The organism is Dechloromonas agitata is5, from assembly GCF_000519045.1.
Classification (GTDB): domain Bacteria; phylum Pseudomonadota; class Gammaproteobacteria; order Burkholderiales; family Rhodocyclaceae; genus Azonexus; species Azonexus agitatus.
In genome coordinates this window covers 2,303,880-2,326,118 of sequence record NZ_KI912532.1, presented here as the reverse complement: position 1 = coordinate 2,326,118, position 22,239 = coordinate 2,303,880, and the positions used below count along the sequence as shown (strand labels likewise).

22 protein-coding genes are annotated in these 22,239 nt (G+C 62.7%); 9 read left to right on the top strand and 13 right to left on the bottom strand.

Annotation, left to right across the window (positions count from 1 at the left end):
- Positions 1 to 34: 34 nt before the first annotated feature.
- The 4 genes from phaR to K420_RS0111305 form a co-directional block, all read right to left on the bottom strand.
- Positions 35 to 580: a polyhydroxyalkanoate synthesis repressor PhaR gene (gene phaR, locus K420_RS0111320; protein WP_027458167.1), complete on the bottom strand. Its 546-nt coding sequence runs from the start codon at positions 578 to 580 to the stop codon at positions 35 to 37.
- A 94-nt stretch (positions 581 to 674) separates the two neighbouring features.
- Positions 675 to 1,418 (bottom strand): acetoacetyl-CoA reductase, encoded by a 744-nt coding sequence (gene phbB, locus K420_RS0111315; protein ID WP_027458166.1) that lies wholly within the window; start codon positions 1,416 to 1,418, stop codon positions 675 to 677.
- 48 nt (positions 1,419 to 1,466) lie between these two features.
- Positions 1,467 to 2,207, bottom strand: coding sequence for an acetoacetyl-CoA reductase (gene phbB, locus K420_RS0111310; protein ID WP_027458165.1), 741 nt, complete (start codon positions 2,205 to 2,207; stop codon positions 1,467 to 1,469).
- Positions 2,208 to 2,227: 20 nt separating this feature from the next.
- Complete coding sequence (locus K420_RS0111305) at positions 2,228 to 3,955, bottom strand: PHA/PHB synthase family protein (RefSeq protein ID WP_084019635.1); 1,728 nt, start codon at positions 3,953 to 3,955, stop codon at positions 2,228 to 2,230.
- Positions 3,956 to 4,132: 177 nt separating this feature from the next.
- Here K420_RS0111305 and K420_RS0111300 point away from each other — a divergent pair, with 177 nt between their 5' ends.
- Positions 4,133 to 4,351, top strand: a complete 219-nt coding sequence (locus tag K420_RS0111300) for a hypothetical protein (RefSeq protein WP_051453090.1) — start codon at positions 4,133 to 4,135, stop codon at positions 4,349 to 4,351.
- A gap of 36 nt (positions 4,352 to 4,387) precedes the next feature.
- On the opposite strand, the gene K420_RS0111295 is transcribed toward K420_RS0111300, so the two are convergent.
- Positions 4,388 to 5,155 (bottom strand): ZIP family metal transporter, encoded by a 768-nt coding sequence (locus tag K420_RS0111295; protein WP_027458162.1) that lies wholly within the window; start codon positions 5,153 to 5,155, stop codon positions 4,388 to 4,390.
- A gap of 30 nt (positions 5,156 to 5,185) precedes the next feature.
- Positions 5,186 to 6,139 (bottom strand): transcriptional regulator GcvA, encoded by a 954-nt coding sequence (gene gcvA, locus K420_RS0111290; protein WP_027458161.1) that lies wholly within the window; start codon positions 6,137 to 6,139, stop codon positions 5,186 to 5,188.
- Positions 6,140 to 6,260: 121 nt separating this feature from the next.
- Between gcvA and K420_RS0111285 the strand changes: the two genes are divergently transcribed.
- Together K420_RS0111285 and K420_RS0111280 are read left to right on the top strand one after the other, a co-directional pair.
- Complete coding sequence (locus K420_RS0111285; protein ID WP_027458160.1) at positions 6,261 to 6,476, top strand: hypothetical protein; 216 nt, start codon at positions 6,261 to 6,263, stop codon at positions 6,474 to 6,476.
- A gap of 241 nt (positions 6,477 to 6,717) precedes the next feature.
- On the top strand, positions 6,718 to 8,280 hold the full coding sequence (locus K420_RS0111280; RefSeq protein ID WP_027458159.1) for an acetyl-CoA hydrolase/transferase family protein: 1,563 nt from the start codon (positions 6,718 to 6,720) through the stop codon (positions 8,278 to 8,280).
- A gap of 67 nt (positions 8,281 to 8,347) precedes the next feature.
- Here K420_RS0111280 and pgeF read toward each other — a convergent pair whose 3' ends face one another.
- Positions 8,348 to 9,082, bottom strand: a complete 735-nt coding sequence (gene pgeF / locus K420_RS0111275) for a peptidoglycan editing factor PgeF (protein ID WP_027458158.1) — start codon at positions 9,080 to 9,082, stop codon at positions 8,348 to 8,350.
- Positions 9,075 to 10,031 (bottom strand): 23S rRNA pseudouridine(1911/1915/1917) synthase RluD, encoded by a 957-nt coding sequence (gene rluD / locus K420_RS0111270; protein WP_027458157.1) that lies wholly within the window; start codon positions 10,029 to 10,031, stop codon positions 9,075 to 9,077. The genes pgeF and rluD overlap by 8 nt, the downstream gene beginning before the upstream one ends.
- Position 10,032: 1 nt before the next feature.
- Between rluD and K420_RS0111265 the strand changes: the two genes are divergently transcribed.
- Positions 10,033 to 10,854 (top strand): outer membrane protein assembly factor BamD, encoded by an 822-nt coding sequence (locus K420_RS0111265; RefSeq protein WP_051453089.1) that lies wholly within the window; start codon positions 10,033 to 10,035, stop codon positions 10,852 to 10,854.
- Between the two features lie 84 nt (positions 10,855 to 10,938).
- On the opposite strand, the gene K420_RS0111260 is transcribed toward K420_RS0111265, so the two are convergent.
- Genes K420_RS0111260 through K420_RS18800 form a run of 4 tightly spaced genes read right to left on the bottom strand, consistent with a single transcriptional unit; the run spans position 10,939 to position 18,457 of the window.
- Entirely contained in the window at positions 10,939 to 13,302 is a 2,364-nt protein-coding gene (locus K420_RS0111260) for a protein kinase domain-containing protein (protein WP_084019634.1), read from the bottom strand.
- Complete coding sequence (locus tag K420_RS18810) at positions 13,299 to 13,730, bottom strand: DUF3293 domain-containing protein (RefSeq protein WP_051453088.1); 432 nt, start codon at positions 13,728 to 13,730, stop codon at positions 13,299 to 13,301. The genes K420_RS0111260 and K420_RS18810 overlap by 4 nt, the downstream gene beginning before the upstream one ends.
- A complete protein-coding gene (locus K420_RS0111250) occupies positions 13,714 to 15,048 on the bottom strand; it encodes a DNA recombination protein RmuC (protein ID WP_198293834.1) in 1,335 nt (444 codons plus the stop codon). Before K420_RS0111250 ends, K420_RS18810 begins: the two co-directional genes overlap by 17 nt.
- Positions 15,049 to 15,055: 7 nt before the next feature.
- The gene (locus K420_RS18800; RefSeq protein WP_035854751.1) at positions 15,056 to 18,457 is read right to left on the bottom strand and encodes a DUF748 domain-containing protein; all 3,402 of its coding nucleotides are present in this window, start codon (positions 18,455 to 18,457) and stop codon (positions 15,056 to 15,058) included.
- Between the two features lie 75 nt (positions 18,458 to 18,532).
- Here K420_RS18800 and K420_RS20720 point away from each other — a divergent pair, with 75 nt between their 5' ends.
- The 3 genes from K420_RS20720 to K420_RS0111230 are packed head-to-tail and all read left to right on the top strand — an operon-like array spanning position 18,533 to position 20,301.
- Positions 18,533 to 18,931 (top strand): hypothetical protein, encoded by a 399-nt coding sequence (locus K420_RS20720; RefSeq protein WP_027458153.1) that lies wholly within the window; start codon positions 18,533 to 18,535, stop codon positions 18,929 to 18,931.
- Positions 18,932 to 18,960: 29 nt separating this feature from the next.
- A complete protein-coding gene (locus tag K420_RS0111235; RefSeq protein WP_027458152.1) occupies positions 18,961 to 19,902 on the top strand; it encodes a GGDEF domain-containing response regulator in 942 nt (313 codons plus the stop codon).
- A gap of 6 nt (positions 19,903 to 19,908) precedes the next feature.
- The gene (locus K420_RS0111230; RefSeq protein WP_027458151.1) at positions 19,909 to 20,301 is read left to right on the top strand and encodes a response regulator; all 393 of its coding nucleotides are present in this window, start codon (positions 19,909 to 19,911) and stop codon (positions 20,299 to 20,301) included.
- Here K420_RS0111230 and gloB read toward each other — a convergent pair.
- The gene (gloB, locus tag K420_RS0111225; protein WP_027458150.1) at positions 20,298 to 21,053 is read right to left on the bottom strand and encodes a hydroxyacylglutathione hydrolase; all 756 of its coding nucleotides are present in this window, start codon (positions 21,051 to 21,053) and stop codon (positions 20,298 to 20,300) included. The two genes, K420_RS0111230 and gloB, sit on opposite strands and share 4 nt — an antisense overlap.
- 28 nt (positions 21,054 to 21,081) lie before the next feature.
- On the opposite strand from gloB, the gene K420_RS0111220 reads away from it, so the two are divergent.
- Together K420_RS0111220 and rnhA are read left to right on the top strand one after the other, a co-directional pair.
- Positions 21,082 to 21,798 (top strand): class I SAM-dependent methyltransferase, encoded by a 717-nt coding sequence (locus K420_RS0111220; RefSeq protein WP_027458149.1) that lies wholly within the window; start codon positions 21,082 to 21,084, stop codon positions 21,796 to 21,798.
- Positions 21,788 to 22,234 carry a ribonuclease HI gene (rnhA, locus tag K420_RS0111215; RefSeq protein WP_027458148.1) on the top strand — a complete coding sequence of 149 codons (447 nt, stop codon included), beginning with the start codon at positions 21,788 to 21,790 and terminating at the stop codon, positions 22,232 to 22,234. The genes K420_RS0111220 and rnhA overlap by 11 nt, the downstream gene beginning before the upstream one ends.
- The last annotated feature ends 5 nt before the right edge of the window (positions 22,235 to 22,239 follow it).

Genomic DNA, 22,239 nt, shown 5'->3' with positions numbered 1-22,239 from the left:
GATCACGCGGCGCTGTGGCGCGCCGGCAAAAATCCTACTTGTCGTTCTGGTCGGCCTGAAAGCCGGTGAACATGTTCCGCGTCTGGCTCTGCAACTGATCCTGCATCGACTGGAACATCTTCTTGGATTGGTCCATGTAAGCCGTCATCATGCTCTGCATGGCCGGCTGCTGGAAGTTCAGGAACTGGTTCCAGAAATCCGTCTGGAGATGGGTGTTATCGCCGGTGCCATAAATGCTCCGCGACTGATCCTGCAACTTCTGCTGGAAATCGACGAAGGTCTTCATGTTGTTTTCCAGGTACTTGCCCAACATGCCCTGCATGGTGCTGCCGTAGAAGCGGATGAAGCCGGAGAGCAGTTCGCTGGAGAACATCGGCACACCGCCGGTTTCCTCTTCGAGGATGATCTGGAGCAGGATGCTGCGGGTCAGGTCGTCACCGGTCTTGGCATCGACAACCTTGAAGGCTTCGAACTTGAGGACAAGATCCTTGACGTCACCCAGGGTGATGTACGCACTAGTCTTGGTATCGTAAAGACGACGGTTGGGGTATTTCTTGATCAGGCGTACCGGTTCCGACATGCAGCGATCCTCAATACTTGTTTGTGTGCAGCGCAACATTATAGCGAAAAAAATGGGCGCCCGGAGGCGCCCATTCGCTGCTGCAATGCAGAAATTACTGGTAGTACAGGCCGCCGTTGATGTTGATCGTGGCGCCGGTGGTGAAGCCGGACAGCTCGTCGGACAGGTAGGCACAGGCGAAGCCGATTTCTTCCGGCTTGGCCAGGCGCTTCATCGGGACGGAAGCAACAATGGTTTCCAGCACTTCCGGCTTGATGGCCATGACCATCTTGGTGGCGACGTAGCCCGGAGCAATGGCGTTAACCGTCACGCCCTTGGCAGCCAGTTCGGCGGCCAGCGCCTTGGTGAAGCCGATCACGCCAGCCTTGGCAGCGGAGTAGTTGGTCTGGCCAGCCTGACCCTTGACGCCGTTGACCGAGGAGATGTTCACGATACGACCCCAGCCACGCTCGGCCATCTTGGCGGAGACTTGCTTGGTCATGTTGAACAGCGAGGTCAGGTTGGTGGCGATGACGGCATCCCAGCCATCCTTTTCCAGCTTGGCGAACATGCGGTCGCGGGTGATACCGGCGTTGTTGATCAGGATGTCGACCTGGCCGCAGGCGGCTTCCGCTTCGGCAACCATCTTCTGGCAATCTTCCAGGACGGAGACGTCACCAGCGACGCAGACGAAGTCGTTGAAACCGGCAGCAGCCTGTTCCTTCAGCCATTCTTCCTTGTTGTCGAACTGCGGATGGTAAGCGGCAACCACCTTGTGGCCGGCCTTGGCCAGCTGTTGGCAGATGGCGGTACCCAGGCCGCCCATGGCGCCGGTAACGAGAGCAACGCGTTGCGTCATTGTGTTTCCTTCCTTGTTGATGAAATGTGTAGGTTGAGAAAACAGCGGTCAGAACATGTGCTGACCACCGTTGATGGAAATATTGGCCCCGGTCACGAAAGCCGCTTCGTCGGAAGCGAGATAAGCGACGAGGCCCGCGATTTCTTCCGGCTTGCCCAGGCGATTGACGGGAATCTGCGGCAGGATCTTGGAGTCAAGGATTTCCTGCGGGATGGCGGTGACCATCTTGGTGCCGATGTAGCCCGGGGAAATGGTATTGACTGTGACGCCCTGCTTGGCAACCTCAAGGGCGAGCGCCTTGGTGAACCCATGCATGCCAGCCTTGGCTGCGGAATAGTTGGTCTGGCCAAAGGCCCCCTTCTGGCCGTTGACCGAGGACACGTTGATGACGCGGCCCCACTTGCGCTCGACCATGCCATCCATGACCTGCTTGGTCATGTTGAAGACGGAATCGAGGTTGGTGCTCATGACGGCATCCCAATCCGCCTTGGTCATTTTCTTGAAGGTCATGTCACGGGTGATGCCGGCATTGTTGACCAGCACGTCGACCGGGCCCACCTCCCGGGTCACCACATCGACACAGGCCTTGGCCGACTCGAAGTCGGTCACGTCGCACGGATAGGCCTTGAAGCCATACCCCATGTTGTTCATGTTCTTCAGCCAGTCAGCCGCCTTGGTATTGCCCGGGGAATAGGTGGTGACGACCTTGTAGCCGAGGGCGGCCATCTTGATGCAGATAGCCTCGCCCAGGCCGCCCATACCGCCGGTGATCAGTGCAACTCGCGACATTTTTATCTCCTTGGGAAGTGTTATACCGCGCGTTCCCTGACGTAACGTCCGGGGGCTGGCTCGATGGCCTTGTATTTGGTATTGCCCGGTTTGCGCGGCGCCCGCTGTTCTCCTGACAACGGTTTCAGCCAGGCGGCCCAGTCGGACCACCAGCTGCCCTTCCTCTCCTCCGCTACGGCCAGCCAGCCGTCAGCGTCGGTCTTCACGTCTTCATTCACCCAGTAACTGCGCTTGTTTTTGCTGGCCGGATTGATCACACCGGCGATATGGCCGGAAGCACCCAGCACGAAGCGCACCGGGCCGCTCAGCAGGCGGGTGCTCTGGTAGGCCGAGTGCCAGGGAACGATATGATCCTCGCGCGTCGCCAGCAGGTAGACCGGCATGTCGAGCTGGCCGAGATCGACCTTCTGGCCGCACATGGTCAGTTTGCCGGGTACGCGCAGGTTGTTTTCCAGATACATGTTGCGCATGTACCAGGCGGCAAACGGCCCCGGCAGGTTGGTCGAATCGGAATTCCAGTAAAGCAGGTCGAAGGCTTGCGGCTTCTGCCCCTTCAGGTAGTTGCCGGTAACGTAGTTCCAGACCAGGTCATTGGCACGCAGGAAGGAGAAGGTGTTCTGCAGGTCGCGGGCCGGCAGCAGGCCCCCCTTGCCGATCGTCGCTTCACGGGCGGCGACCCCCTGTTCGTCGATGAACAGGCCGATTTCGCCGGTATCGGAAAAATCGAGCAATGTGGTCAGCAGGGTCAGCGAGGCAGCCGGGTTTTCGCCGCGCGCCTTGAGTACGGCCAGCGCCGAGGTGACGATGGTGCCGCCAACGCAGAAACCGAGGACATTGAGTTGCTTGACGTTGGTGATTTCCTGCACGACGCGCAGCGCGGCAATCGGGCCTTGTTCCAGATAGTCGTCCCAAGCCAGGTGGGCCTGTTCTTCCTTCGGATTGCGCCAGGAAACAAGAAACACGGTATTGCCCTGCTCGACGGCATAGCGCACCAGTGAATTTTCCGGCTGCAAGTCCATGATGTAGAACTTGTTGATGCAAGGCGGCACCATGAGCAGCGGCCGTGTGCCCACCTTGGCGGTGAGTGGCGCGTACTGGATCAACTGCATCACTTCGTTTTCGTAGACCACCGCACCTTCGGTCGTCGCGACATTCTTGCCCAGTTCGAAAACCGATTCATCGGTCATCGAAATACGCCCCTTCTCGAAGTCCTTGAGCAGGTTGTTGATGCCGTCGGTAATGCTCTGCCCCTTGGTTTCGAGGGCCAGCTTGATGAATTCCGGATTCGTCGCCGCAAAATTGGAGGGCGCCATCGCGTCGGCGATCTGGCGGGCCAGGAAGCGCATCCGCTCCTTGCTCTTTTCGTCCTGCGCCGGCATGGCCTCGACCATCTGCTTCAGGTACTGCGTATTGAGCAGATAGGCCTGATGCAGGTAATCGTAAATCGGGCTCGCCTTCCACTCCGGTGCCGCAAAGCGACGGTCGCCGGGCTCGGGGGCAACCTGGAAGTCGGGCGCCTGACCTTGCTGCTTGGCAAGAATGGACTGCCACAGCGACATCTGCTGGTCGGAAAACTGCTTTTGCAGCGCGGTCACCGCCTGCGGGTCGACAACCGGTTGCGGAATAGCGCCCTGCCCCGCCGACTTGCCGAGATAATCCATGAACTGCTGCATCATGTTCTGGCCGGTCTGAAAAAATTGCGCGGCAGAACCCATAAATGCATCGTTGTTGTTCGATCCCTGCGCCATGGGAAGTCTCGTATCTGTTGTTGTCGGGGCTATAGCGTTCCGATTCTCCATACCCTTTTCGGGGCTGTCAATGGATTTGGATGCATAATTAGGCGTTGAGGAAAGCCCCTCGGCGTACATTGTTACAAACGTGCAAATTATTGAAATAATTGCCCTTCCAAACTCTTGCGGGGTGCCATGTCGCTCACGCTGATCATCGTCATCGGCTGGCTTTACGTCACCATTCTGGTTGCCGCCAACGAGCCGACCGTCATATCCGGAATCGTTTCCTTCCTTTTCTATGGCGCACTGCCCTGCGGACTGCTGTTGTACTTCGCCGGATCGCGCGTTCGCCGCGAGCGGCGGCGCTTCAAGGAAATGATGGCGGAAAGGAACCGCCAGGACACGGAAACCTGAGCCGATGGGGCGGCAGGAATGCCGCGCCCGGCCCAATCACTCGCCGACCAAGGCCTGAACGATGGCGATGGAGGCAATCCCCAGACCGATCAGCATGACCTGCTGCAGGGTCGCCTTGAGTTCGGTGCGCTTGTGCAGGCCGGGTATCAGGTCGGCAACCGCAACGTAGATCATGCTGGCTGCGGCCAGGCCGAGCAGCGAAGGAATCCATTCCGTCAGTTCCGACAGGGCGAAATAGGCCAGCGTGGCACCGATCAGCGTCGCCACGCTGGACAGCAGATTGAAAGCCAGTGCCTTGGCCTTGCTGTAGCCGGAATGCAGCAGGATCAGGTAATCACCGACTTCCTGCGGAATCTCGTGGGCGATGATGGCGAGCGCAGTGACGATGCCAAGCTCGGTGTTTTCGAGGAAGGCCGCAGCAATCAGGATACCGTCCACGAAGTTGTGAAAAGTGTCGCCAACCAGGATCAGGAGCCCCGAGCGACCATGGTCGTGGGCCGGCGCCCGGGCATCATGCGCCTCACAATGATCGTGGTGACAATGGCGCCAGAGAACCAGCTTTTCGAGCACGAAGAAAACCAGGATACCGAACAGCACGGTTCCCGCCATCTTGTGTGGATCGCCATGCTCCAGCGCGTGCGGCAGGATTTCCAGGAAGGCAGCACCGAGCAGCGCACCGATGGCGTAGGAGATCAGGATATTGACCCGATGGGCGCCCACCGAGAGGCTCAGGGCGGCGGCCGCCACGACGCTCAGGGCGCCACCCGCCAGCGACACGGCGATGATCCACGAAAAAGTGCTCACGAATTGCTCTTGCTTGGATGAAGGCGCGGATTATACGCCGTCGGCGCAACCCGTCTGCGCCAGCAGCCAGTTGCGGAAGGCGACGACGGGTGACCGGGCGGCGACGGCGGGGCGCATGACCAGAAAATAGGCAAATGGCGACGGCACCGCGATGTCGAAGGGAACGATCAGGCGCCCTGCTGCCAGATCGGCCTCGACCAGCGGGCGCAATGCCAGGGCGACCCCCTGTCCGTCGAGCGCTGCTTCCACGGCCAGCACCGCGTTGCCGAAACGCGGGCCGCGTTCGCTGTCGATGCCGCCGACACCCGCTGCCGCCAGCCATTCCCGCCAGCCCGGCTGGCGCCCTTCGGTATCGATCGTTTCGTCGTGGATCAGGACATGCCGGGCAAGATCCGAAGGCGTGCGCAAGGGTCTCCCTTCCGTTGGCAGGCGGGGGCTGCACACCGGCACCCAGTCCGGGGCCAGCAGGCGCTCGACGACACAGCCCGGGTAGTGCCCGGTGCCGTAACGGATGGACAAGTCGCTATCCACCGCCCGCGGGTCGGAGGCATCGTTCTCCACACGCCGCCCTCGGCCACGACGATCGACGCTGTCGCTGCTGCTCGACAGGCGCAGGCGGATATCCGGATGGGCAGCGGCGAAATCGGGCAGGCGTGGCACCAGCCAGCGCGTTGCGAAGGAAGGTGGCGCCGTCACATTGAGCCCGCCCGCAGCATCGGCATGGACGCTGCCGACCGCCTCGGCCAGGCAGTCGAAACCGGCCCGGATGCCAGGCAGCATCGCCTCGCCCTGCGGCGTGATGGCCAGCGCCCGGGTCAGGCGCACAAACAGGCGAACGCCGAGATAGTCCTCCAGCCCCTTGATCTGCTGGCTGATGGCCGCTGGGGTGACGTGCAACTCCTCGGCGGCGAGCTTGAAACTCAGGTGCCGGGCGGCGGCTTCGAAGGCGCGCAAGGAGCCGAGCGGCGGCAGGCGATAGGCCATGACAATAATTAAGAATTTCTAATTCGTCGGATCATAAAGCCTCGTTTGCCGGCGGGCAAGGCGAGCCCTATCGTGACGGCCTGCGCTACGGAAAGCGCCCCCATCGCCCAGAGGAAAGTCCATGAAAAAATCGCTGATCGCCCTGACCCTGATCACCCTTGCTGTTTCTGCCTGCGGCAAGAAGGAAGAACCGGCCGTCATCCTGCCACCGCCGGCCAGCACCCCATCGTTGAACACCACCGACAATCCGCCGCCGGCACCGGCTGTCGAGGCGCCGCCAGCTACCACCACGGAGCCTTCGGCTGCCACCCCGGTACCGGCCGCCGACAGCAAGTAACACATCAGTTTTTCTTACGCATCGCTTAACAAGTTCTCGTTCGTCGACGAATTTCGCGCTTGCTACAGTTGTCTCTCTCCCGGGGCTTCATGCGCTGCTCCCGGATTTGAGCCCGCCTCGTGCGGGCTCTTTTTCTGGGCTTGCCACAGCGGCCGGTCGACCGGCCCGGCGTAAAACATTGGGCGTCCAGCCATCCGCGGAGTCTGCTGTCGATCAACAACCTGACCCGGAGCTTTCGACCATGGACGGTGCCAACCGCATCCTCAACCCCCACCTGCGCAGCAAAGTCATGTCGGCCGCCGAGGCCGCCCTCCTCATCCCGTCCGGTGCCAACGTCGGCATGAGCGGTTTCACCGGCGCCGGCTATCCCAAGGAACTGCCGACCGCGCTGGCCAAGCGCATCCTCGATGCCAACCTGCACGGCAACAAATTCAAGATCGGCGTGTGGACCGGCGCCTCGACCGCGCCAGAACTCGACGGTGCGCTGGCCATGGTCGATGGCATCGAGATGCGCCTGCCCTACCAGTCCGACCCGACCTGCCGCAAGCGCATCAACGCCGGCGAGATGGAGTACATCGACATCCATCTGTCGCACGTCGCGCAATTCGTCTGGGGTGGCTTCCTCGGCAAGCTCGACGTCGCCGTCGTCGAAGTGGCCGGCATCCTGGAAGACGGCCGGCTGATTCCGTCATCGTCGGTTGGCAACAACAAGACCTGGCTGGATCAGGCCGACAAGATCATTCTCGAGGTGAATAGCTGGCAGAACCCGCACCTCGAAGGCATGCACGACATCTACTACGGCACTGCGCTGCCACCGCATCGCAAGCCGATCCCCATCGTCAAGGCCGACGACCGCATCGGCGATCCGTACTACACCATCGACCCGAACAAGGTCATCGCCGTCATCGAGACCGACAAGGCCGACCGCAATTCGGCTTTCACACCACCTGACCAGAATTCGCAGCGCATCGCCGGCCACATACTGGAGTTCCTGCAGCATGAAGTGAAGATGGGCCGTCTGCCGGCCAACCTGTTGCCGCTGCAATCCGGCGTCGGCAACGTCGCCAATGCCGTGATGGCCGGGCTGCAGTCCGGCCCCTTCGAGAACCTGACGGCCTACACCGAGGTGCTGCAGGACGGCATGCTGGAGTTGATCAAGTCGGGCAAACTGACCTGCGCCTCGGCCACCTCCTTCTCGCTCAGCCCGGCTGCGCTGGCCGAACTGAACGCCGACCTGCCGCGCTTCAAGGATTCGATCATCCTGCGCCCACAGGAAATCTCGAACCACCCGGAAGTCATCCGCCGCCTCGGCGTCATCGCCATGAACGGCCTGATCGAGGCCGACATCTATGGCAACGTCAATTCGACGCACATCATGGGTACCTCGATCATGAACGGCATCGGCGGCTCCGGCGATTTCGCGCGCAATGCCTTCATCTCGATCTTCATGACCCCCTCCTCGGCCAAGGGTGGCAGCATCTCCTGCATCGTGCCCATGGTGTCGCACGTCGACCACACCGAACACGATGTCCAGGTCATCGTCACCGAGCAGGGGCTGGCCGACCTGCGCGGCCTGTCGCCCAAGCAGCGGGCCAAGGCGGTCATCGAGAATTGCGCCCACCCGAACTTCCGACCGGCATTGCGCGAGTACTATGACCGTGCCCAGCGCTACTCGCCGGGCCGCCATACGCCGCACCTGCTTGACGAAGCCTACACCTTCCTGCCGAACTGGATTGCCAACAACGCGGCACGCGCCGCCTGGCGCCAGGAATCAACCGTGCAGGCCGACGCCTGGGCGGTTTAAGAAGTACGGCCTGGGCCAAAGCAAAAGGGCTGCGCATGACGCAGCCCTTTTGCTTGCCGGGACAATTTCAGTTGCCCGGCGCTTCCAGCCAGATCAGCGTCGCCATGCGTCCGGTCACGCCATCGCGGCGGTAGGAAAAATAACGCTCGGCATCGCTGACGGTGCATGCCCCGCCACCGCTGATCGCGGTCACCCCGGCCTGCTGCAGGCGCTGGCGCGCCAGAGCGTAGATATCGGCGAGCCATTTGCTGCCATGCGGACGAAAACAGCCGGCAGCCTCGGCATCGCGGGCGACGAATGCCGCCCTCACTTCATTGCCAACTTCAAAGCACGCGGGGCCGATAGCCGGTCCAAGCCAGGCCAGCAACTCGCCCGGCGCGACCTGCAGGGCCACGATGGTGTTTTCGAGTACGCCATCGAGCAGCCCGCGCCAACCGGCATGGGCGGCAGCGACGACGGTGCCCGCCCGGTCGCAGAACAACACCGGCAGACAATCGGCGGTCATCACGGCACACACCTGGCCTGGCAAGCGGGAAAAGCTGGCGTCGGCGCTGGCACCTTGTGGCGCCAGAGCGGCATCAACCACCGTCGTGCCATGCACTTGGGTCAACCACAGCGGCTCGCTGGGCAGTTGCCGACGCAGTTCGGCCCGGTTGGCGGTAACCCGGGCCGGCGCGTCGCCGACATGGTCGCCCAGGTTGAAGCTGGCCCAGGGCGCCGGGCTGCAACCGCCCGTGCGCAGTGTCTGCAGCGCGCGCACCCCGGGCGGTGCCGGCCAGTCGGGCTCCCGGCAATCAGCCATAGCGCAGGGCGTCGAGCAGGTCACGCATGTCCTGCGGCATGGGCACTTCCCATTGCATCTTGAGGCCACTCACCGGGTGTACCAGCCCGAGGCGGGTGGCGTGCAGCGCCTGGCGCGGAAACGCCGGCAGTTGCGGATGTTTCTTGCCGTAGACCGGATCGCCGACCAGCGGATGGTTGATGGATGCCAGATGGACACGGATCTGGTGCGTCCGTCCAGTTTCCAGTGTGCATTCGATGAAGGTGCAGTGCGGGAAGTTCTCGAGGATGCGGAACCAGGTCAGCGCCGGCTTGCCGCCCCGGCTCTCCGGCACCACCGCCATCTTGATGCGCTGCGTCGGATGCCGCCCGATCGGCGAATCGACCCCCCCATCCTTTTTCATCACGCCATTGGCCAGCGCCAGATATACCCGCTTGACACTACGCGCCTGTAACTGGCGGATCAGGTCGGTCTGCGCTTCAAGCGTCTTGGCGACAACCATCAAGCCACTTGTGTCCTTGTCCAGGCGGTGCACGATGCCGGCCCGTGGAATCTGCTCGATACCCGGTACATGGTGAAGCACGGCATTCATCAGCGTGCCGCTCCAGTTACCGCTGCCGGGATGGACGACCAGCCCGGCCGGCTTGTTGATGACGAGCAGCGTTTCGTCTTCGTACACGATGTCGAGCGGGATGTCCTCCGGCTGGTCGATGGCCTCGCGGGCGTCGTCCGGCTCGCTGACGAGCAGGGTTTCGCCGCCCAGCACCTTGCGCTTCGGCTCTGTCACCACCTCGCTATCGACCAGCACGCAGCCATCCTTGACCCAGCCTTGTAGGCGGTTGCGGGAATGCTGCGGCAAGAGTTCGGCCAGCACCTGGTCAAGGCGGCGCCCCGATGCAGCCTCGGGTACGCTCAGGCGGAGTGGTTCAGTTCGGCTATAATCGCCGGCATCTTCAAATGGATCGTTCATAATGCGCAGTTTACCCGCATTCCCGTCTTTCCCCGCCCTCTTCCGCGTACTGCTGGCACTCTTCGTCGCCGCCGTCGTCGCCGGTTGCGGCACGACCGGCACCTACGACGAAACGGCTGGCTGGTCGGCCGGCAAGCTGTATTCGGAAGCCAAGGATGCACAAAGCGAAGGTTCCTGGGAAAAGGCCGCCAAGTTCCTGGAAAAACTGGAAGCGCGTTTCCCCTACGGTCGTTACGCCCAGCAGGCGCAACTCGAACTGGGCTACGTGTACTGGAAGGGCAATGAACCGGGTTCCGCCCTCGCCGCGTGCGACCGTTTCATCAAGCTGCATCCGAGCCACCCGGCGGTTGACTACGTCTATTACCTGAAGGGCCTGATCAACTTCAACGAAGATCTCGGCCTGACTGCCTACATCAGTTCGCAGGACCCGACCGAGCGCGACCCGAAGGCAGCCCGCGAATCCTTTGAAGCCTTCAAGGAACTGGTCGCCCGCTTCCCGAACAGCAAATACACGCCGGACGCCACGCTGCGCATGAACTACCTGGTCAATGCCATGGCCTCGCTGGAAGTTCACGTTGCCCGCTACTACGTCAAGCGCGGCGCCTACATTGCTGCCGCCAACCGCGCCCAGCAGGCAATCAAGACCTACCCGCAGGCGCCGGCGATCGAGGAGGCCATGTTCATCCTGGTCACGGCCTACGACAAGATGGGCATGCCCGAGTTGCGCGATGATGCCGACCGGGTGATGAAGAAGAACTTCCCGAACAGCCGTTTCTACAAGGACGGCCTGGAGCGCAAGACGGCCTGGTGGAAGCTCTGGTAAGCCTGCTCCGATGCATCGTCACAATGCCCGCGCCACAGCGGGCATTGTCGTTTCTGGGGCAGCCCCCCTGCCTGTGGCCTGGCCTCAGCTGCTCTGCTTGATCGCCAGGATCGCTTGGTTGCGCAAGGTACGCAACAGCTGGAGTTCCTTTTCCGGAATCGAGATGCCGCCCGGCTCGTCGCGGTCGGCGTAGATCAGCGCCACCGGGTTGCCTTTGATATTGAGCGGGAAGAGCACGAAGGAATGGGCCGGGACGGCCTTGCGGTACCAGTCGGGAATGCGGCTGGCGATCTTCGGATCGTCGATGTCGCTGATCAGGATATCGACGCCTTTCGACGTCGCCACGTGAAAGATGTCAGGCGTGAAGCTCAATGGAAAGCGGAAAGCGCGCGCCAGCTCGTTGGCATCCGGCCCGAATCCGAAACGCCCCTGCATGGCGCCGGCCTTGGCATCGCGAATGCAGAGCACGACACGCTTGAAGCCCATCGCCCGGTACATCGTCTCGAGAATGATGCGCAGGATGTCGTTGAGCCGGAAACCATCGACCAGCGTGTTGCTGATGTCCTGGATACCCGCCGTCAAAACGGCCTGGGCATCGACCGTACCGCCCGAGGTGGCATCCCCGTAACCAGCGGTACCGGCCGGCTCGCCGAGCAGCGTGCCGCCGGCCAGGTCGTCCTCGCGGCTGGCCTCTGACTGGGCGCCGCCCTTGGCGAACAGGCGCATCTGCTTGCCGAACTGGGTTTGTTGCAGGTTCAGGTGGATGACCCGGGCAAAATCTGCCACTTCCTCGACGGCGCGCTGCACCGTCTGGTGAAGCTCTTGCTGCCCAATGGCGACAGCATCGGCAAAGCGGGACAGGGTTTTCTTCAGCTCCCGCTCGCGCGCTTCCGGCGTGGCCTGGGCGATCACCTCGCACAACTCGTTGGCAAAACCGGACAGCACGCGCAAGCGGTCTTCCTGGTGTGCCGGCTTACGGACAGGGCCGGTCGGCAGGCGGCGCATGGTGCCGACGATCAGGGCCGGGAAGCCCCACTGGCGGGCAATGGCCACCCCCATGTCCTCGAAGGAGATGCCGAGCACCTGGCTGGCCGCCAGATCTTCGCTGCACTGCCGCTGGGCCATGACGCGGCGGATTTCATCCGATTCCTCGGGGAAATAGTATTGCGACAGCAGGCGGCCCAGGCTGTGGAACAGCGCGCAGATGAAGGATTGCTCGAGATCGCGCATCTGTGCCGTGGCGCCGATATCCTTGGCCAGCACGCCGGCCAGGTTGGCGCGCAGGAAATCTTCCTTCAACTGGTTGGCGTTGCCCTTGTTCTGCAGGTGCTCGAAGAGTAGGACGGTGATGGCGATGTTGCGCACCGCCTCGAAGCCGAGCACGACGACCGCCCGCGATACGGTGCTGATCGTGCCGCCGCCAGCCGGCCGGAAGTAGGCCGAATTGACCAGGCGGAGCAGCTTGTTGGTCAGCGCGAAATCCTTGAGGATGGTGTTGGAGAGCTTGCCAATGCTCTCCGTTTCGCTGTTGGCGATCCGGTTGATGGCGCTGACCGACTCGGAGAGGGCCGGAAAATCGCTTTTGTGACGCATCCGGCGGAGCAGGAAGTCGATGGTCGACTGGCTGTTGCCGCCGCCGTCGGCCTCCTCCTCGGGTTCCAGGTAATTGTCCAGCGCCTCGGCGAACTGCGCCGCCGATTGGAAGCGTAGCGCCGGGTCGCGCGCCACGGCCTTGAGCAGGACAGAACGCAGGCGGTCGTCGATGCCCGCATCCTCCGGCAACGCGAGATCTTCACTCGCCACGCGCTGGAGCACGGCGGCGAGGCTGTCGCCGGTGAAGGCGCGGCGACCAAGCAGCATTTCGAACAGGATCAGACCGGCCGAGAAAACGTCGGAACGCTCGCTGACCACCCGATTCAGGACATATTCCGGCGCCATGTAGGCGGGCGTACCGGTCAGTTGCTCCCCACCTTCCGTCGCGCCATCGACATGGGCGGCGATACCGAAATCCATGACGCGCGGCGTGCCATCATCGTCGAGCAGGATATTCGACGGCTTCAGGTCGCGGTGGATGATGCCCTGGGCGTGGGCATGCACCACCGCATCGAGAATCGGGCGCAGGATGGAAATGGCCTTGACCGGCGGCAAGGCACCGCTCTGCTTGAGGAAATCGGCCAGGTTGCTGCCCGGCACGTATTCAAAGACGAGATACAGGTCGCCGCCTTCCTCGCCCGCCTCGAAAATCGGCACGATGCTGGGGTGGCGCATGCGCCCGACAGCCCGCGCCTCGGCCAGCAGCGACTGATTCTGGGCCGGGTCGGGACGGGCGAAATGCAGGGTCTTGATGGCGATCTCGCGCTGCAACTGGGGGTCGAAACCCAGATAGACGACGCTCTGTGCGCCGCGCCCCAGTTCGCGCCTGACCTCGAAACGGCCGATTTTTTTCATGATTCGTAATCTTCAACCCAGACCAGCTGCGGAATGGCGTCAATGCCACCGCAGATCACCGCATTCTGCCCGTAATCCGCTGCCAGGGCACAGGCGTCTTCCGGCGCAAGGTCAGGCACGAAGCAGCTTTCCTCGACCGGCGCGTCGGCGGCATCCGGCAGGTTCTGGCCGGCATAGGGCTCGTAGTTGCCTTCCAGCAGGTCGCATTCGAGTTGCGCCTGGCGCTCGTCGTTGCTGGCGTCGTCGACCACCACCGAGCCCGGATTGTGTGCGGTGATCACTGCAAACTGCGTGCCCCCCGTGGTTTCGAGCCAGCAACGCAGGGTTTCGTTCGGCTCGCCAACCCGCAGATCGCAGATGCCGCCGGGCAGGAAAACCCGGTAGGTCGTGGCGCGGTAGGCCGCTTCCAGATTATTCGTCTTCGCCATCGAAATCCGCCACCCCGATCAATTGTTCCGATTCAGCCGCCGGCAGCGCCTCGACCTCCTTCAGCTTGCGCGACAGTTGCCGCGTGCGGACCTCCGCCTTGCTGATACTGTTGCTCGCCTCGTCGAGCTTCTTCTTGGTATGCGCCAGCGCCTCGCCGAACTTGCCGAACTCGGTCTTCACCGCCCCGAGCACCGCCCACACCTCTGCCGAGCGTTGCTCGATGGCCAGCGTGCGGAAGCCCATCTGCAGGCTGTTGAGCATCGCGGCCAGCGTCGTCGGCCCGGCCAGCGTAATGCGATAGTCGCGCTGCAGCGCCTCGGCCAGGCCCGGCCGGCGCAGTGCCTCGGCATACAACCCCTCGATCGGCAGGTAGAGCACGGCGAAATCAGTGGTGTGCGGCGGAGCGACGTATTTGTCGCGGATACTCCTCGCCTCGTTCTTCAGGCGCGTCTCGATGGCCTTGGCTGCTTCCTCGATCGCAGCGGGCTCCACGGCGTCAATCAGGCGCTGGTAGTCCTCGATCGGGAACTTGGCATCGATCGGCAGCCAGACCACCGCGCCGTCGTCCTTGCCCGGCAAACGGATGGCGAAATCGACGCGTTCGCCGCTATTGGGTTTCGTTGCCACATTGGCGGCAAACTGTTCGGCGGTCAGCAGCTGTTCGAGCAAGGCCGACAACTGTACTTCACCCCAGGTACCCCGCGTCTTGACGTTGGTCAGCACACGCTTCAGATCGCCGACGCCGGCCGCCAGGCTCTGCATCTCACCGAGGCCGCGATGCACCTGCTCCAATCGCTCGCTGACCAACTTGAACGACTCGCCCAGACGCTGTTCCAGCGTTGCATGCAGCTTCTCGTCGACCGTCTTGCGCATCTCCTCCAGCTTGTTGGCGTTATCGGCCTGGATCGCCGCCAGCCTGCCTTCGACGGCCACCTTCAGGCGCTCGAATCGCTCGTCGAGACTGAGCGAAAAGCGGTTCAGCTCGCGGGCGAAGGCTTCCAGCCGCTCGGCCTGCAGGGTGCCGAACTGGCCGACCTGCGTGGTGACCGCCTGGCTGAGCAGGTTGGCCGACTGCGCCCGCTCTTCGCGGTCGCGGAAGGCCTCCTCGGCATCTTCCCGCCGGCCGCGGGCCAGTTCCTCGCGCAACTCCCGCTCCAGGCGCATCAACCCCTTGTCGTAGGCCTCCTGCAAGGCCCGGAAGCGGACCTCGGCCTCCTGCCGCTCCTGGCTGCGGTTGCCGCGCAGCAACACGGCCACCTGCAACAGGATGACCACCACCACGCCGGCCAGCAGGGCCAGCCCCATTGTTTCACTCATCGACTGCTTACCTCAGGGAAAAATCGGCCCGGCTACCCTTGCCCTTGTCGTCATGCTCGACCTTCGCCGGCAACAGGAAGACCCGCTCGGGCGGCACCTTGCCCTGCTCGACCAGCCAGCCCTGCACCACCTCGGCCCGGCGGTCGGCCAGCGCCTTGATGTCGTCGTCGGTCGCCGGCAGGTTGGTCAGCATCAGCTTTTCCATCTCCTCGACCGGTAATTCCTTCTGCAAACCGATCACGTTACGTGGCTTCGGGAACTTGGCTTCCTTGTAGGCCCGGGTCAGGTAGGTCTTGACCTCCGTCGGTGCAATCTCGATCTCGTCCAGCGACTTGCCCTCGCCAGATTTCTTCAGATCCTTCAATTTCTCGGCCTTCATCGCCCGCTCGATGGCGACGCGCTTGAGACCTTCCCGGTCGATTTCCGGATCGGCCCGGCCTGTGATCTCCAGCTTCAGCGAATTGCGCTCGACCAGCGCCTTGGCCAGGCTTTCCAGCTTCTTGGTCGCCGCCGCATCGATGCTGGCTCGGCCGACCGCGAATTCGACATTGGACAACTCCTCACCGCTGCCGAACATCGAGCCGAGCAGCGCAAAGGGTGAAGTCACCGCCTTGACGAAGAGGTTGACGATGACCTTGATGATCAGGCCGCCGATGGAAAATTCCGGATCATCCAACGAACCGGAAATCGGCAGATTGAGGTCGATTTCGCCCCGGTTGTTCTTGAGCAGGGAAATCGCCAGGTTGACCGGCAAGGTCGTCGCATCCGGGCTTTCCACCTTGTCGCCGAAGGTGAACTGATCAATGAACAAGCGGTTTTCAGCCGCCAGCTGGTTGTTTTCCAGCTTGTAGGCGACGTTCAGCGACAGCTTGCCCTTCTCGATGGCGTAACCGGCGTACTTGCCGGAATACGGCGAGAAACCCGTCAGGTCGACCCCGGTGATCGCCGCCTTGATGTCGAGGAAGGATTTGGCCGCCAGCGGGTTGAGCTTGCCGAGAATCTCGACCGGCGCCGAATTGGCGTACTTGCCACGCAACTCCATGTCGGCGACGGTATCGGCCGCCGACGACAGGCCATTGACCCGACCGCCCAGCCGGGTGACATTGACCGTGTAATTCGGCTTGACGAAGAAATCCGAGAAATTCACCGTGCCGTTCTGCAGGGTGATCTTGGCGATCCTGATCGGCAGGGGCGGCTTGGTGGGTGCCACAGCCGGAGGAGCCGCCCTGGCCGCTTCCTTCGTCTCGCTGCCCGCTGCGGCAGCAGTCGGCTCGACCGGCTTCGCTTCGGCCGCCTTGCCGGCCGGCTGCTTGACGATGTCCGCCACGTTCAGGCGGCCATCCTTGTTGAGGATCAAGCGCGAGTAGAAATCCGACAAGGCAATCTCGCCGATGTTGACCGCCATCGGCTCCAGCCGGAAATCGATGCCACCGAAATACAGTGACTTCCATTTCAGGAAATCGGCGCTGTTCGCCTTGTCCACCGCCAGAAAGTCACCCAGCGTGAAATTACCCTTGTAGCCCGCTTTCAACCCGGCCGTATCGAGCCTGGCCATCGCCTCGCCCTTGTTCGAGATCAGTCCGCGATGCAGCGACACATTCAGGAATTGGCCGACGTAGGGCTCCAGCGGCATGAGCGGCACCGCCAGCGTCTCGACCTTGACCGCCACCTCGAGCGGAACGACCTGCAGGCTGCCATCGACATTCAGGCTGCCCTTCTGGTTGATCTTGGTCTTCAGGGCGATCTTGCCCTTCTGGTTTGGTGCGTTGGTCAGCTCCTCGCCGTGCAGGCTGAATCCCTCGATTTCCTGGACGGCAACCGGCTGCGTCGTGCGGTCCTCGAAGCGGAAAGCGACATCGTCCACCACCAGTTTGCCGAGACGGCCGACCCACGGCTTCTCGTCCTTCGCCTTGGCTGGGGGCTGGGCATTCGTCGCCCGCGCCGCCTTGAGCGCCGGCGGGCTGACCCATTCGATCCGGCCGTCCTTGTCACGCAGCATGCGGGCCCGGGTGCCGTTATTGCTCACCTCGGCGATATCGACCTGCCGCCCCGGCAGATCGACCTTGATCCCCTTGAAGGCCATCCCCTCGACCTTGAAGCGCTCGCCCAGATCGATCTGGTAACTCACCTCATCAATGACGATCGGCTCAACCAGCCTGCCATCCACCTTGCCAACGCGGGCCTGCAGCTTGCGCACTTCACCGGCTACCGGCGTCGGGTTGGATTGATCCTGCCAGCGCAGCAAGCCGTTGCTCAGCGCAAACTCGCCGAGCGTCCACGCGAACGGCTTGCCCGGTTCGGCTGGTTTGTCTTCCTTTGCCGGCTTGGCCGGCGTCGCGGCAGCCAACTTGTCGAGCACGCGCAAAACGTTGAATTCTCCCTGCTTGTTCACCGCCAGGCTGACCTCCAGCCCGTCCAGCCCGACGCGCCGGACAGCGGCGACGCGGTTGATCGGGTCGATCTGTTCGAGCTCGACATCGAGGCGCTTCCAGTCGAGCAGCGGCGACTGATCAGGCTCCCCGACCGACAGCCCGGACACATGCGCCGCCCCGACCACGCTGACCGAATAGACCTGGTCCGAGACTTCCTTGAACATGGCCTTCATCTCGGTATCGAGCAGGCCGGCATTCAGTCGGAACGGCAGCGATTCCGGCAGGTAGGGCTGCAGGACGGACAGGTCGAAACGGTCGAGATCGAGGTTCAGCTGGCTTTCGTGCGTCGTCGAGAAGGGCTTGCTCTCGCCGGTCAGGGCCAGCTGCGAACCATTGATGTTGGCCGAGAACGACGGACTGACCAGCACCTCGGCCTGATAGGGCAGGCTGGAGATGAACGGCACGGTCAGGTTGAGGTCACTGATCGTATGCACCTTGCCCTTCGGCTGGTCGTCGAAGACGATCTTGCCGTTGAGCACCTGGATGTTGTTCAGTGAGAAGCGCGGCGTGCCGTTATCCGGCTCATCCTTCGGCTTCATCCATTCATCGAGCAGGTCGGAGATGTCGTAGCGTCCCTCCGCTACCCGTGCCACGGCGACACGCAACCCTTGCAAGCGGATTTCGTCAACAACGGCAGCCAGCTTGAAGATCGAGGCGGAAGACAGGTTGACGAACAGCTCGTCGAAGCCGGCCACTTCCTTGCCGCCCTCGGCCTTGATCGACAGGCCATTGACGCGGGCCGACAGGGCGTAGGGGTTGATTGCAATCTGCTCGATGCTCACCTCGCGGTGCAGCTGTTGCGACAGTTGCCTGAGCAAGATGGACTTGGCGAGGGGGGGCGCGGCAAAAAAGCCGAAGACGGTGAAGAGCAGCAGGAAAATGGCGAACCACTTGCCGAACTTCCGGCTGCGCGGGGATTTGACGATGGTCGAAAGTCGCGAGGTTGCGACGGAATGGCTGGACCCTTGCTGCCCCATGATATTCTGCCCTTCTTGCTCCGGATTCCTCAAATCTAACATAACAGCAACAAATCCCAATCTAAGCACAACGATATGAAGTGGTTGATCGATGAAATAAGCGCCTTGCTGGAACAATTGAAGCAATGGCAGACCTGGCTGGGCATTGGCCTGGTCAGCGCCTTTGCCGGGCTGGCCTATCTGCTGGCGACGTATGCCTTCCGTACCGACGCCGTCCTGGTCTTCCTGCGGCAAGCCGGAAACTCGTGCCGTGAATTGAGTAACGGCACGATCATCGCAATGTTCTGCGGCATGATCTTCTTTGGCTTTACCGCCGTGCTGACGCTGGGCGAATTCCAGCGTTTTGTCGAATACCGGCAACGCGCCGCGCATCGCGAGGCGAGTCAGTCGCTGCTCTGGGGCATCATCTGGGGAGCCGTCGCAGTCGGCATCGCCGTTGGTGCGCTGGTTTTCTTCAAACAATATTGCCGCTAGACTGCACCGATTGCTTGCACGGCAGCGCCATGAAAATACTCATCGTCGAAGACAGTCGCGCCAACCTCGCCGTACTCCGGCAATACGTCGAACAGTTCGGGGCCACCGCCCTCTGTGCCGAAAGTGGCGAAACGGCGCTGCAGCTCTACGAACAGAACCGCCCCGACCTGATCCTGCTCGACATCGTCCTGCCCGGCATGGACGGCCTGGCTGTCGCCCGCCAGGTGCGCGCCATGGAGAAAGGCGGCGACTGGACGCCGATCATCTTCCTCTCCTCGCTCGGCAAGGACGACGACATCGAAAAGGGCATCGCCGCTGGCGGCGACGATTACCTGCTCAAGCCGATCAGTGAGATCGTCCTTGGCGCCAAGATCCGCGCCATGCAACGCCTGGTCCTGATGCGCGCCTCGCTGGTTTCGCTGACCCGCAAGCTCGACGCCGCCAATCAGGAACTGATCCGTATCTCGTCCAGTGACGGCCTGACCGGCATCGCCAATCGCCGCTATTTCGACGAAGCCCTCTCGCTCGAGTGGCGCCGCGCCCGCCGGCACTCCAACCCGGTGGCCCTGCTGATGTGCGATGTCGACTACTTCAAGTTGTACAACGACACCTATGGCCACCTGGCCGGCGACGAGTGCTTGCGCCAGGTAGCCAGGTCCATCAGCCGCCACTCGGAGCGCCCGTCGGACACCGTGGCCCGCTTCGGCGGCGAAGAGTTCGCTGTCGTCCTGGCCGAAACTTCGATCGGTGGCGCACTGATGGTGGCCGAGAAAATCCGGCATGGCATCCGCGAACTGAACATCACACACGACTCGTCACCCTTCGGTCATGTCACCCTGAGTATCGGCATCGCCTCGGCCGCCCCTGGTTTCGACAACCCGCCGGACGACCTGATTGCCGCAGCCGACAAGGCCCTTTACCGCGCCAAGCAGGAAGGACGCGACCGCGTCTGCCGTTTCGACGCCACCTGAACCCCCATGGCTAAGCAACGGATTTCAGTCGTCATTGCCGACGATAACGACATGATGCGCGGCGTCCTGCGCGCCATGCTGCGCGGCGAGGAATACGACGTGATCGGGGAGGCCAGCAACGGCGTGCTGGCTGTCGATATCGCCGAACGGCTGAAACCGGACATCGTCTGTCTGGATGTGGTGATGCCGGAGAAGAACGGCATCGAGGCGCTGTGCGAGATCAAGGCCACACAGCCCGAAATCGAGGTTGTCATGGTGACCGGCAATTCCGACCCGGCGACGGTTCAGGAATCGATCCAGAACGGTGCCAGCGGCTTCATCATCAAGCCCTTCAACGCCGCCCGCGTCCTGGACACCCTGGCGCGCGTCGGCACGCGCATCCGCCAGCGCAAAAACTAGAAGGTGTTGCGCCAGCCGCGCATCGCGGCAAAGACTGCCACCTTGTCGCGACCGGCCGCCCCCTGACGCAGCGCCGCATCGATCACCGCCGGTTCGCCGCAGCGCAGGAAGGGATTGGTCGCCTTTTCCTCAGCCAGCGTCGACGGCACGCTGGCCTTGCCAACCGCCCGCAGGGCCGCCACCCGGGCAACCCGCTCCTGCAGCGCTGCATTGGCCGGCTCGACCGCAACGGCAAAGCGCAGGTTCATTTCCGTGTATTCGTGGGCGCAGTAGAGGCGCGTCGTATCCGGCAAGGCTGCGATGCGGTCGAGCGAGGCCGTCATCTGTTCCGGCGTGCCCTCGAACAGGCGACCACAGCCGGCTCCGAACACCGTATCGCCACAGAAAAGAGCGCCCTCGGCGTAATAGGCCAGATGGCCGCGTGTGTGGCCGGGAACCGCCATGACCCACATCGACGCCCCGAGAACGTCGATGCACTCCCCCCCCGACAAGGGGTCGGTGCAGCCTGTGATAGACTCGTTGCCCGGCGCATAGACCCGGACCGGCCAGCCTGCCGCCAGCTCGGCGACGCCGCCCTGATGATCGGCATGATGATGGGTGATCAGGATGCCTTCGAGGCACAACCCCTCGCTTGCCAGCCTGGCCTGAACGGTCGCGGCGTCGCCGGGGTCGACGACGAAAGCGCGCTTGCCCCGGGTCAACAGCCAGATGTAATTGTCCTTGAATGCGGGAATGAACGAGATTTCAAACATGCCGGAACTATCGAGCGAGGCGAACCGGATGTCAATTCCCGGTCTCGACCGCTGGCTGGCATCCCTGCCGGGGCGGCACGTTCTCGCCTGGGAGCAGGGCCAGGTCGACGATCTGGTGGCGGACGTATTCGGCTACCACGCGCTGCAGATCGGCCTGCCGCAGGCCGATTTCCTCCGCGCCAACCGCATTCCGCTGCGCCAGAAGGCTGCCGACCTGGGGAGCGCGGATCTCCGGTGCCACTACGCTGCCCTGCCCATCGCCTCGAACAGCACGGACCTCGTCGTCCTGCCGCATGTTCTCGAATTCAGTGACGAGCCGCATCAGATCCTGCGCGAAGTCGAGCGCATCCTGATTCCCGAGGGACAGGTCATCGTCATCGGCTTCAATCCGCTATCCCTGTGGGGCGTCAAGCGCCGCTTCGACCGCAGCGGCGAGTTTCCCTGGAACGGCAGCTACCTGTCCCTGAACCGTCTGAAGGACTGGCTCAAACTGCTCGGTTTCGAAGTCGACCGGGGCTGCCTGGGCTGCTACCTGCCGCCGCTCGAACGCCTGCAGTGGCTGCAATGTCGGCCGACCACCCTGCGCGCCGGCGAACGCTGGTGGAATTTTTCCGGCGGCGTCTATGCCCTGCGTGCCATCAAACGCACCCACGGCATGCGCCTGATCACCCCGGACTGGAAGAAAAAACCGGTGCGCGCCAAGGCGCTGCGCCCCATCACCCAAAAAGAGACTCATGGCCACTGAAGACAGCATCGAAATCTTTACCGACGGCGCCTGCAAGGGCAACCCCGGCCCCGGCGGCTGGGGCGCCATCCTGCGCGCCGGCCCGCACGAAAAGGAGTTGTGGGGCGGCGAGAAGGAAACGACCAACAACCGCATGGAACTGACTGCCGCCATCCGTGGCCTGGAAGCCCTCAAGCGGCCGGTAGTCGGCAAGGTGTACACCGACTCGCAGTATGTCCTGAAGGGCATCAGCGAATGGATCCACGGCTGGAAGCGCAACGGCTGGAAGACGGCCGACAAAAAGCCGGTCAAGAATGCCGATCTGTGGCAAACCCTCGACGCCCTCGTCCGCCAGCACAAGCTGGAATGGATCTGGGTCAAGGGCCATGCCGGCCACCCGGAAAACGAACGCGCCGATGCCCTGGCCAACCGCGGCATCGAAGAATTGAAGGGTTAAGGAAG

What these genes read in the sequence shown, in the direction of transcription:
- phaR (WP_027458167.1), bottom strand. Translation starts at nt 580, where the DNA reads ATGTCGGAACCGGTACGCCTGATCAAGAAATACCCCAACCGTCGTCTT.
- phbB (WP_027458166.1), bottom strand. Translation starts at nt 1,418, where the DNA reads ATGACGCAACGCGTTGCTCTCGTTACCGGCGCCATGGGCGGCCTGGGT.
- phbB (WP_027458165.1), bottom strand. Translation starts at nt 2,207, where the DNA reads ATGTCGCGAGTTGCACTGATCACCGGCGGTATGGGCGGCCTGGGCGAG.
- K420_RS0111305 (WP_084019635.1), bottom strand. Translation starts at nt 3,955, where the DNA reads ATGGCGCAGGGATCGAACAACAACGATGCATTTATGGGTTCTGCCGCG.
- K420_RS0111300 (WP_051453090.1), top strand. Translation starts at nt 4,133, where the DNA reads ATGTCGCTCACGCTGATCATCGTCATCGGCTGGCTTTACGTCACCATT.
- gcvA (WP_027458161.1), bottom strand. Translation starts at nt 6,139, where the DNA reads ATGGCCTATCGCCTGCCGCCGCTCGGCTCCTTGCGCGCCTTCGAAGCC.
- K420_RS0111285 (WP_027458160.1), top strand. Translation starts at nt 6,261, where the DNA reads ATGAAAAAATCGCTGATCGCCCTGACCCTGATCACCCTTGCTGTTTCT.
- K420_RS0111280 (WP_027458159.1), top strand. Translation starts at nt 6,718, where the DNA reads ATGGACGGTGCCAACCGCATCCTCAACCCCCACCTGCGCAGCAAAGTC.
- pgeF (WP_027458158.1), bottom strand. Translation starts at nt 9,082, where the DNA reads ATGGCTGATTGCCGGGAGCCCGACTGGCCGGCACCGCCCGGGGTGCGC.
- rluD (WP_027458157.1), bottom strand. Translation starts at nt 10,031, where the DNA reads ATGAACGATCCATTTGAAGATGCCGGCGATTATAGCCGAACTGAACCA.
- K420_RS0111265 (WP_051453089.1), top strand. Translation starts at nt 10,033, where the DNA reads ATGCGCAGTTTACCCGCATTCCCGTCTTTCCCCGCCCTCTTCCGCGTA.
- K420_RS0111260 (WP_084019634.1), bottom strand. Translation starts at nt 13,302, where the DNA reads ATGAAAAAAATCGGCCGTTTCGAGGTCAGGCGCGAACTGGGGCGCGGC.
- K420_RS18810 (WP_051453088.1), bottom strand. Translation starts at nt 13,730, where the DNA reads ATGGCGAAGACGAATAATCTGGAAGCGGCCTACCGCGCCACGACCTAC.
- K420_RS0111250 (WP_198293834.1), bottom strand. Translation starts at nt 15,048, where the DNA reads ATGAGTGAAACAATGGGGCTGGCCCTGCTGGCCGGCGTGGTGGTGGTC.
- K420_RS18800 (WP_035854751.1), bottom strand. Translation starts at nt 18,457, where the DNA reads ATGGGGCAGCAAGGGTCCAGCCATTCCGTCGCAACCTCGCGACTTTCG.
- K420_RS20720 (WP_027458153.1), top strand. Translation starts at nt 18,533, where the DNA reads ATGAAGTGGTTGATCGATGAAATAAGCGCCTTGCTGGAACAATTGAAG.
- K420_RS0111235 (WP_027458152.1), top strand. Translation starts at nt 18,961, where the DNA reads ATGAAAATACTCATCGTCGAAGACAGTCGCGCCAACCTCGCCGTACTC.
- K420_RS0111230 (WP_027458151.1), top strand. Translation starts at nt 19,909, where the DNA reads ATGGCTAAGCAACGGATTTCAGTCGTCATTGCCGACGATAACGACATG.
- gloB (WP_027458150.1), bottom strand. Translation starts at nt 21,053, where the DNA reads ATGTTTGAAATCTCGTTCATTCCCGCATTCAAGGACAATTACATCTGG.
- K420_RS0111220 (WP_027458149.1), top strand. Translation starts at nt 21,082, where the DNA reads ATGTCAATTCCCGGTCTCGACCGCTGGCTGGCATCCCTGCCGGGGCGG.
- rnhA (WP_027458148.1), top strand. Translation starts at nt 21,788, where the DNA reads ATGGCCACTGAAGACAGCATCGAAATCTTTACCGACGGCGCCTGCAAG.